Origin of the sequence: Nostoc flagelliforme FACHB-838, from assembly GCF_014698065.1 — a bacterium.
Lineage (GTDB): Bacteria > Cyanobacteriota > Cyanobacteriia > Cyanobacteriales > Nostocaceae > Nostoc > Nostoc flagelliforme_B.
The window spans coordinates 1-10,466 of the sequence record NZ_JACJSI010000208.1 but is presented as its reverse complement, the minus strand read 5'-3'; the positions used below and the strand labels follow the sequence as shown (position 1 = coordinate 10,466).

Annotated in this window: 8 protein-coding genes and 1 pseudogene; 4 read left to right on the top strand and 5 right to left on the bottom strand. The window is 41.9% G+C overall.

Going from position 1 to position 10,466, the window contains the following annotated elements; all coding sequences use genetic code 11:
- The first annotated feature begins 854 nt into the window (after window positions 1-854).
- On the top strand, window positions 855-983 hold the full coding sequence (locus H6G97_RS55025) for a hypothetical protein (RefSeq protein WP_277883394.1): 129 nt from the start codon (window positions 855-857) through the stop codon (window positions 981-983).
- Between the two features lie 80 nt (window positions 984-1,063).
- Complete coding sequence (locus tag H6G97_RS37460) at window positions 1,064-4,084, top strand: calcium-binding protein (protein ID WP_242055821.1); 3,021 nt, start codon at window positions 1,064-1,066, stop codon at window positions 4,082-4,084.
- 404 nt (window positions 4,085-4,488) lie between these two features.
- On the opposite strand, the gene H6G97_RS37450 is transcribed toward H6G97_RS37460, so the two are convergent.
- Complete coding sequence (locus H6G97_RS37450) at window positions 4,489-4,947, bottom strand: hypothetical protein (RefSeq protein WP_190945769.1); 459 nt, start codon at window positions 4,945-4,947, stop codon at window positions 4,489-4,491.
- A gap of 228 nt (window positions 4,948-5,175) precedes the next feature.
- On the bottom strand, window positions 5,176-5,772 hold the full coding sequence (locus tag H6G97_RS37445) for a Tn3 family transposase (protein WP_190945768.1): 597 nt from the start codon (window positions 5,770-5,772) through the stop codon (window positions 5,176-5,178).
- Between the two features lie 496 nt (window positions 5,773-6,268).
- Between H6G97_RS37445 and H6G97_RS55020 the strand changes: the two genes are divergently transcribed.
- A complete protein-coding gene (locus H6G97_RS55020; RefSeq protein WP_277883393.1) occupies window positions 6,269-6,394 on the top strand; it encodes a hypothetical protein in 126 nt (41 codons plus the stop codon).
- A gap of 132 nt (window positions 6,395-6,526) precedes the next feature.
- On the opposite strand, the pseudogene H6G97_RS37435 reads toward H6G97_RS55020, so the two are convergent.
- A pseudogene (locus H6G97_RS37435) lies at window positions 6,527-6,976 on the bottom strand (DUF2262 domain-containing protein).
- Window positions 6,977-7,518: 542 nt separating this feature from the next.
- Entirely contained in the window at window positions 7,519-8,100 is a 582-nt protein-coding gene (locus H6G97_RS37430; protein ID WP_190945766.1) for an LOG family protein, read from the bottom strand.
- A 370-nt stretch (window positions 8,101-8,470) separates the two neighbouring features.
- On the opposite strand from H6G97_RS37430, the gene H6G97_RS37425 reads away from it, so the two are divergent.
- A complete protein-coding gene (locus tag H6G97_RS37425) occupies window positions 8,471-9,046 on the top strand; it encodes a dihydrofolate reductase family protein (RefSeq protein ID WP_190945765.1) in 576 nt (191 codons plus the stop codon).
- Between the two features lie 300 nt (window positions 9,047-9,346).
- Here H6G97_RS37425 and H6G97_RS37420 read toward each other — a convergent pair whose 3' ends face one another.
- A complete protein-coding gene (locus H6G97_RS37420) occupies window positions 9,347-9,952 on the bottom strand; it encodes a hypothetical protein (protein ID WP_242055820.1) in 606 nt (201 codons plus the stop codon).
- Window positions 9,953-10,466: the final 514 nt, after the last annotated feature.

Here is a 10,466-nt window from a genome sequence, read left to right as displayed (position 1 = left end):
TTATGAACGACTACCAGAAACCTCTGAGACTTTTATTTACATTGCGATGATCCGGATTATGGTCAGGCGACTGGCATAATTTTTAACTCGCTTCGACTTTTAAAACATCCTCTTAGCTTTATTTACGGTTTGGTTATTGGTGGCGTTGACAGAAAATCTTATATCCAGATGATGGAAAAAGAAGCACTTGTTGCCGAAAAGTCTGGGCGCATCAAAGTAATAGTGCAAAACAACGGCCCAATACATCGGTGCATTCATGACTTCTTAAAGAAGCTTATTTATTTTTCTACTAATTTTCTCCTTGACTGTGCTAGTTGCGTAAGTCCTGATTGCCTAAACACAAGAAGAAGTACTTGTGTATACATTTCTCAACCAATAATGTGAAGATTATGCAAAAATGAGTATTTGAGCATAGACATCTAAGTTAAGATATTGACTATCTAGTTATTTTGAGGATCTTGAGATATTCTATTTTCAAGTTAGACACCCACGGATAACAGCCCACTAGAAGGGCATCAAAATCTTTTTACCAATCAAGAGTCAACTGTTGACTATTTTCTCTTTTAATAGGATTTAGGCACTGGCAAAAAACAAATATGAAGAACGTATTTTAGGCATTTAATCCGAAATTTTAGATACTGTGAAGAGTGATTTTTACTGAATAAAGATGATTAAAAAGCCTAAAATAATTAATTTTCATTAATTTACACTCTAATTAATTTGTACAGTGCTTAAGACTTAGATAGGAATGGTACTAAGTTAAGATACAGCCCTTGCCCCAACTGGTTCCCAGCCTCCAGGCTGGGAACCCTCCTCGGAGGCTCCGCCTCTCTACGAGACGCTACGCGAACGCAATGACAGACTTTCAGAGCGATCGCACAATCCTACTGCTAGAGGACGAAACCAAGTGTCAGGTGGAATTTCACGACTTGTGTGTACACCGTAGCCTTTCCAAGGGGGGATTAAGGGGAGTAAAAATGTGATTAATAATCACAGCCAACTACTTTTCAAACAACCTCTGAAGTTAAGTTACTGAACAAATCGATTTAAGTAGGTAAAAATTATGGCAAATATCATTGGAACCAACGGTAATGATACTCTAATGGGCAGCGACAGCGCGGACACGATCAATGGTAAAGCAGGTAACGACCTTTTGAGAAGTGGTGCAGGAAGTGATACTCTCATTGGTGGTGCTGGTGACGATACCTTGAGTGCTAGCGATTCATCAGGCAATAAGTTACTGAATGGGGGCGATGGCAATGATTCTCTCTCTGTCTCTAAATCCTCTCCCGACTACTTCCAGGGACAACGTGACAAAAACACCCTCAACGGTGGTGTAGGTGACGATACCTTGAATGCTAGCAATTCATCAGCTGATAACCTGCTTTCTGGGGGCGATGGCAATGATTCTCTTTTTGCCTCTGGCGCTTTTGGTAATAATACCCTTAACGGTGGTAATGGCGATGATATCCTCACAGATGGCGATGGCAAGGATATCTTCATAGGTGGCGGTGGCAAGGATAAATTTGTTTACACCTCCTTCTCCTACAACAATAATAATATCACTGATTTCGGTGGCGTAGGAAAAGGAACAAACCCGACAGCAGCAGTCATTGCCGAAGTAGACACCCTAACATTTCAAGGTGCAGGCTTAACTGCCAAAAATCTACTGTTGACCCAGAATGGCAAGAATCTGGAAATCAGCTTTTCTGGGGTGTTTAGTCCTAACAAACTCATCCTGGAAAACTTTGCCCTGGAAAACCTGCAAAATTTGAGCAAATCTACAGGAGCCGCTGTAGACTTGGGCAATATTTTGTTTAATGGGCAAACTACCATCACAGACAGCTTTGATGTCTTCAATGCCAACTCCACTCAAAGCACTATCTTCAACAAGAACACTGTTACCTTTCTTAATGACCTCGACAATAATGTTAACGGCTTTGACAACTCAGATGATGTCATCAATGGTCAGGGGGGTAATGACATCATTGATGGCAAGAGTGGCAACGACCTTTTGAGGGGTAGTGCGGGCAATAATACTCTCAACGGTGGTGCTGGTAATGACACCTTGAACGTTGACTCTTTACTAGGCGATAATTTGCTCTCTGGGGGCGATGGCAATGATTTTCTCTTTGCCTCTGGCTACCAGGATGAGTCCGGCTCGTTCTACGGTCCACAAAAAGATGACCTTCTTTTGTTAGGTAATAATACCCTCAATGGTGGTGCAGGGAACGATACCTTGAGTGCTAGTGGTTCAAAAGGCGATAACCTGCTCTCTGGGGGCGATGGCAATGATTCTCTTGACATCTCTGGCTATCTGTATGGAGGTAGCAACCCGTACTTCTCCTCTTCCACCAACTCTGTCTCATCTGGTAATAACACCCTCAACGGTGGCACTGGTGACGATACCTTGCGTGCTGGCGGTTCAAGAGGCGATAACCTGCTCTCTGGGGGCGATGGCAATGATTTTCTTGACATCTCTGGCTATCAGAATCAAGCTAGCGACTTCTACTACGACTATCGCTCCTTAGGCAATAACACCCTTAACGGTGGCGCTGGTGATGATACCTTGGATGCTAGCGGTTCGACAGGCGATAACCTACTCTCTGGGGGCGATGGTAATGATTCCTTCTATCTAAACTTCTTATCCGAACCTTTTGCCGCCTCTGATTTAATTACACAAACGGTAGATGGGGGTAAGGGTGACGATGTGTTGTCCGTCATTTTTAACTATTATGCTACCGGAGGAATCACAACGACATTCAATGCCACTACTAACATTGCCTCAATTACGGCGGGCACGAATAGCGTTACCTACAAGAATATCGAACAATTAAATATCTCAGGTACAAAGTACGGTGATTTTATTGTGGGGAACGATGGCAACGATACGCTTTCCACGGGGGATGGTGGTAAAGATACGATGGATGGGGGTAAGGGTGACGATTTGTTGTCCGTCGATTACACCTATTATGCTACAGGGGCGATCGCAACAACATTCAATGCCACTACTAACATTGGCTCAATTACGGCAGGTACGAATAGCGTTACCTACAAGAATATCGAGCGATTAAATATCTCAGGTACAGAGTACGATGATAACATTGTGGGGAACGATGGCAACGATACGCTCTCCACGGGCAATGGTGGCAAAGATACGATAGATGGCGGTAAGGGTGACGATGTGTTGTCCGGCAATTACAGGTTTGCTAGCAGAGGAATCACAACGACATTCAATGCCACTACTAACATTGGCTCAATTACGGCGGGCACGAATAGCGTTACCTACAAGAATATCGAACGATTAAATATCTCAGGTACAGAGTACGATGACAACATTGTAGGGAACGATGGCAACGATACGCTCTCCGGGAACAATGATGATTTCAATGGTGGTAGCAGTGGCAATGATACGATAGATGGGGGTAAGGGTGAAGATTTGTACTCCGTCAATTTTAACGGTGCTAACGGAGGAATCACAACGACATTCAATGCCACTACTAACATTGGCTCAATTACGGCGGGCACGAATAGCGTTAGCTACAAGAATATCGAACGATTAAATATCTCAGGTACAGAGTACAATGACAATATTGTGGGGAGCAATGGCAACGATACGCTCTTTGGGGGGTATAGTAGCTATGACAATGATACGATTATTGGCGGTGCAGGTAATGATAGCTTGAGTGCTGCTGTCTATTCAGGCAATAACCTACTCTCTGGGGGTGATGGCAATGATATCCTCACAGGTGGCAAGGGTAATGATAGTCTCTATGGAGGAACTGGTACTGATACCTTTGTTTTCAATAGTTATAATGAAAGCGTTGATACTATTTATGACTTCAACGCCACCAATGAACTAATTCAGATATCGGCTGCTAGTTTTAATGGCGGGTTATCATCAGCTAATCAGTTTACAATCGGAACATCTGCAACGACAAGTAATCAACGATTTATATATGACAATATTACAGGCGCATTGTACTTTGATGCCGATGGCAGTGCTGGTGAATTTACTCAGGTAAAATTTGTACAACTTTTGGGTAATGTAACACTAGCCGAAAACAACTTTGTGGTCGTTTAATTGTGATTAGCGTTCTTTCATCAATCTAAGTACAGGTTGCGGGGTGCCCAAAACAGCGCCTCGCATTCCATTCATGAATGTAATCTGTTAACAGAAAATATGTATTGGACTTTGTTTCTTAATTTTGGGCATGGGTGCAAATGCTTTGCAAGCATTTTTGGCAGTGGCTATAATTCCGTGATCATTACTTGTGCCAATCCACCAGCATCCCATCAACACAAGCAATCCCCCACTGCGGAAACTTCGCCACCAATTTCTTGATCACAATCTGCTTTCGCAGGGTCATCATTCCAACACTCCTGCAAAAAGTCAAAACCCGGATTCTTGCCCGAATTCGCCGCTCGATTCAGTTTTTCCCTTCTTACAGGTCGCAGATTTGACCTCGCTACAATCGCCTCATGCGATCACTTTTCGGGATTTGGTACGGGCGCGGCGGAACTTTCACCTTCATCAACTGGTTTGATTTCTACACCCAAAACTTGGTTTTCTCCTGACAACGTAGCAGAATAACTCTGTTCTACAAGCCCTGGTGTTTGATTAGCGATGGCTACGCCCGCCGCAGGCATCGCTGAACTTAAACAAAATTCATTCTTAGCGATGGGTGCTGAGGAAAAAGTACCTTCTCTACGAGACGCTACGCGAACGTGACAGTCTTTCGGCTCAACTTCACATTCTTGGTTTTCAGCTAGCAACGAAGCGGGATTACTTTGTACAGCGTCCACAAGCGCCAACGTCGTGCAGTCCATTGCCACAGGCAAGTCTTTCTCTTTCTTTGACCCCGACTCTCTGCTAAACTCTGCTTTTAAGGAACCTAGATAACCAAATATGGAATTTTGGGCTAATTTAGCCCACGGCGGCCACATTATGTCAATAAGTAAAGTCTATTCTCAATAGAGCTAAAATTAATGTCATCAACTCTTACTTGTTGCGAAAATTTTAGGCGTAAGCAAAGCCCGCCGCAGGCATCGCTTTAAGGCATAAAAAATAATCAAACACGAAATCCTAATTTTTTCGTTGGTTCTTAACCTTCTTGGTATTGAGCCGAGATACGTGTAAAAACTTGCAAGATGGTCTGGAAACCGTTGCTATATCTACGTTTCAAAGATTTCTGGTGGCAGATTAATAGCAGCCTCCAATGGTTGGGGAATATTATGTAAATTCACTACATAATCACCGTATCTTTTGATATGTCTTGTGATGTATGGACTCATTGCTGCAAGGTGTCGCATAGGAATCAGTTCTCCCTGTGACATTAACGTTTGGATAGCCAACGACATATCAACCGTATTCTGCAAAATAACTGCACTTGCTACCAAATCAAGATACTTCAGCCGCAATTCAAGCTCAATAGGATCATTTTCAGTAATCGCTCCCAGCTTACCGAAGAACACCCAGTCGAGAAAGGCATTGTACATCTCCACAATATTGGTTATTGCTGTAATCTCATGCCGAAGAGCCACATTAGAAACATAGTCAAGCAAAAACATAGTCCGTACTACCTTACCCAGCTCAAGAAAAGCTTGATAAAGTCGATTTTTCTTACTATAACTACCCAACTTACGTAGAAGCGTCGAGGGCATCACCTTACCTGCCTTAATTGACAGTACTACACGTATCATGTCATACCAATGAGTCTTGATTAAATTCCAATTGACCACGCCCTTAAACCAATACGGTTCGGTTAACAAAGTTATCTGTTGAGGCGAGCAGTTCTTGAGCAGGAGGAGAGAAATTGCTTAATAATAACTCTCTTGCCTCCCCTGCACCCCCTGCCTCCCCTGCTTATCCGAACCGTATTGATACTACTCTCTGAATGGAGCTTCACAGCTACAAAGCCCACGGTTGAATTAGAGTCAATGGCAACCCACACGTTCGTGTCTGTTGTAGTACAGACGGACTCGACAGCATTAAGCTGGCTTACACGCCAGCCATCAGGGTAGAATGAATGGTACACCTCAATATCCATCGCTTTTTGAATCGAATTAAAGACCGGACTCCATGCCCGAAGTGAAAGACTTTTGATGGTATCAAGTTGGCTATCTTCGTATGGTTCAATTCGCATAAAGGTATTATGTGGTTTTACTATATTACATAAATACTACCAGCTAATCTTTGGTTTTTTTGGTATGGGGAGTACACCGTTAAAATTGACCACTTGAAACCACTGAATTACTTGGAGCCGGAATGTCAGCAGATGCAGTCTCTGAGCGATGCCTACGCATCAGTAGATTACGGGAAAACGAGAATTTAGAAGAAGCTGGACAGGAGCGGTTTCTACTTTTAAATGCGACAATCTCTATGCTGCTGTAATATGCACACTGCAAAACCATTCAAACCCATGCGGTTGACCTATGAACATCGACACTATAGAACTCATAGAAATCTAAATCAGTTCCACATAAATGACAAATTGGTAGTTTCACCTTGTAACTTTAATTTGAATTATCCACCAATACCAGCATCTATAAAACAGTTATCTTTATCCATTGTGACAAGAATACAGTGTCCCCAAAATAGATCCCCATCGTCATAGTATAACTCTACTTCCCCATCTGAAGAAAAGGCTAATTATTCAAGTATCATTAGGTTTTTGAACTCTTCAGATGTTAAAAATGCCTCGTCTTCATCAAGCCATGCTTCATTCTTAAGTTCTAACAACTTTTTTACAGCATATTCTTCTGCATTTTTAGCGTAATGCTTCAGATTTCGTACAATAATACTAGCTCTAGTCAATATTGATTCGACCTGAGCGTTATCTTCTACTGAGAGACTGATTAAAAGTTGTTTTTCATCAAAAACAACTTGGTTTTCATAACAATTAAATTCATTGTTATACTGTAGCTCTCCTAAAATTTCATGTTTGATATTGGGTAAATTAATGTTTTTATCCATGACAGAAAATACTTAATTATTGGAGATAGAATGTCTAATTATTAATTAGTTTAACACTTGATAAAACACTGATTCAGCATTAAAATTCAGAAGCGATCAACTCCAGGGCGGCCGCATCAGGTAGTTTTATCCTCCAGTTTGGATGTAGATAAATTGGCCATACAAAAAGAAAGCAGGAACATTGGTTACTTTTTTGACACCTGTGAAGGTGGGAATGGGGCAGCAGAAGCTATTTTCTCCGACTTCACAAAATTTGCTGCTGCATCTTACGCATAAGATGCCGAATGTGATTGTGAAGCTGGTTGTCCAAGATGCTTACATTCAACGGCTTGTCCACAGCATAATGAACCATTGCATAAAGATGTGGGTTTGTTTTTACTGGATGCAATTAACCCTTAGCGGTGCTCAATTCCCAAAATCCATCTTGAACTGAGCATTGTAGTAAAGTTAACTAATCTAGCCTTCCATCGTTCTGTTGCGATCGCTGTTTTTAAGGTACTGAAAAGCGCAATTGACAGGCTAATGTGTTGATAATGAGTAGACTATTGTTGATCCCGGTCAATCCACTTATGTACATTGGGAATTTCAAATTGACTCAACTTTTCAATTAATTCCACAGGAGTTTCCCCTACTAAAACAATACTTCTGTGTTGGGAGCGAATAAACTGCTCTTGTGTTGCATGGTTAAGGAAAGAAATCAATCTGTTATAAAACCCGTCAATGTTTAACAGTCCACAAGCTTTATGATGAAAACCAAGTTGAGTCCAGGTGACAACTTCACAAAATTCTTCTAATGTTCCTAGCCCACCTGGTAGGGCAATAAAAGCATCAGCCAGCGAAGCCATGAGCGATTTACGCTTGTGCATTGATCCTACAACTCGAAGGTCGCTTAAACCAGTGTGTGCAATCTCTTTATCAACTAAGGCTTGTGGCATTACACCAATAACTTTTCCACCAGCAGCTAGCACAGAATCAGCTACAGCACCCATTAGTCCGACATTTCCTCCGCCATAAATAAGGGTAATTCCGCGCTCTGCCATCTGGACACCTAGACTTTGTGCTGCCTCAAGATAGCTATTGCGATTACCAAAATTAGAGCCGCAGTAGACACAAATACTTTTCATCAATTCATTCTTTGGAGTCAACTGTCTCAAGCAGTCTAGCAGAAACGGTACATTGATTTTAAATATTAAAACCTAAATCAAACTCAACTTTCCATTCTCAGTGCGCTCGCCCCCAGCAGCAGTCTACTTGAGGGGCAGGCAATAGTTCTCAATTGTCTACCTGTGGGGATAACAATAGGACATACTTAAGCTGTAAAGATTTGGCAGTTATTTATTAGCAAAAGTCAAAGAAGGGATGAGGCAGTGGTGAAAATCAAGTTCGTTTGGGAAAGATGGTTTTCTAATGACCAGCAGAGAGTAAAAATGTAAAGTACAGGTTTATTACTTTGTTTAGTAGTGTTGCTAGAAATTTTTTAGAAAGGATGTCAATATGCCAAAAGTGACGTATTTTGTGGCTTGCAGTGTTGACGGATATATTGCTCATATCGACGGTTCACATAACGGCTTTTCCCAAGATGGTAAATATTTTGCCAATTTATCTGCCGACTTTCCTGAAACCTTTCCATCACAGCTTCGTGAGGTAATGGGGATACATGCTCAGAATAAGTGGTTTGATGTTGTTCTCATGGGACGAAAAACCTACGAGCTAAGATTGAAGAATGGCATAACCAATCCTTACTCACACATGAAACAGTATGTCTTTTCACGTACTATGCTCCAAAGCCCAGATGAGAATGTTGAACTTGTTTCAGAAAATGCTGTTGAGTTAGTCAAGAGCCTCAAGAGCGAAACTCTTAAGGGTATTTGGCTGTGTGGTGGGGCAGATTTAGCCACAACGCTTTTTGCTCACAAATTAATTGATCAGTTAATCCTGAAAATCAACCCATTTTTGATGGGTTCAGGCATTTCACTTTTTTCTGGAGTAATAGGGCAAACTGCTTTAGAACTTGCCAACAGCAATATTTATGAAAACGGAGTCGTGTTACTCCATTACAGGGTGAAGTGATTAAGTTATTGAGCTTCTATAGTTCTGTTGAGCCGCTAAAACTCCAGTAGCCTCAGCCGTCAATAACCTGTTGCTGCATCACATAACGCCGATGAACTTTGTTTCTAAATTGTTGAGGTGGTGCTATGCGTACCACTTCAAAACTCAACTTCTGTCAAAAAGCGAATCCCGCCTAGTTTGTCTTTTAAAACAGCTAAAAATACGAATTGTATACTTTGTAAAATTAAGAGCCATTACCTTTGACTCTATATTCTGGGGCTAACACAGGGCAAATGCTACAGAATGGTAACGTGTCATACCTTATATGAGCGAGAAATGAGATTTTAATTTGACGAGAATATCTCTAGCTCTTGTCCAAAGAATTGAGCCTCCTTGTTTTGGGTCTATGATGTGCGTTGCATTCGGTAGGCGTGAAGCCAATGTTGCACCAAAATCAGGAGAGTGAACTGTACTGGTATCTAAAGCGCCATACCAAAGATCCACAGGAATAGTGATGTCCTCCAGTGTTATAGGCCATGAACTAAGGCTATTAACAAGGTCTCGTGCATATCCTTGTGCGCCCTGAGAAAAACCTTCCTTCAAAGCTTGCTGGTATGCTTTAGCAAACATATCACTTTCATACAATATTCGGTCGTCATCTGCACTCATGCCAATAATTAACTGCCACAGTCCATGCGGCGTGACTATTTCTGTAAAGCGCTGCTCGAACTCCACAGGATCTTGTTGGAGAGAAGCAATCATCCTTGTTACATCTGGATGCAACAGGGGTTTCAAACGTGGATGGGTAAGTTCGTCTTGTCCCGACACAATTGCTATAGCTTTTACGAAACTGCACTCTGCAAGAGCAAATCCGAATGGTGCGCCTTGAGAGAAACCAACTACCAGAACAAACATTATGGAGATCATTAGCCTGAATCAACTCCTGTGTATCATCTACCCAAGAATCAAAGTTTTTGTTAGGGTGTGGGTCAGACAAACCTAAGCCAGGACGGTCAATCGCAATCAGTTTCAAGCCGAGTTCCGCCAGACAGTTCACACCAAAACCGAGCGTTCCGCTCATTCCAGCCCCAGTGCAAAATAAAACCGGAATGCCATTAATAGGCCCCCATTCGTACCATGCAAGGCTACGATTATCATGCAGTCGTATCGTTTTTTGCCTTTCGGGTGGCTTTACAAAGTTACTCATGCTATTCATTAGAACTCTTGCAAAGAACAATCTTAACCGATTCCCCTTTCTGAATAAGAGGTAATAATACTAGATTTCGATTACTTGCATAATGAGTGAGATTTAATTTCCTCAAAGCCTGATGTAGTTTGAGTCTTGGTGTATTTCACCCTGATTCAGGGTCGTCAATATTTAGATGCGTTTGCCCTGCTCCTCCAAACTATGCCCCTCGTAAGAAGAAGGACTCCCGAGGCA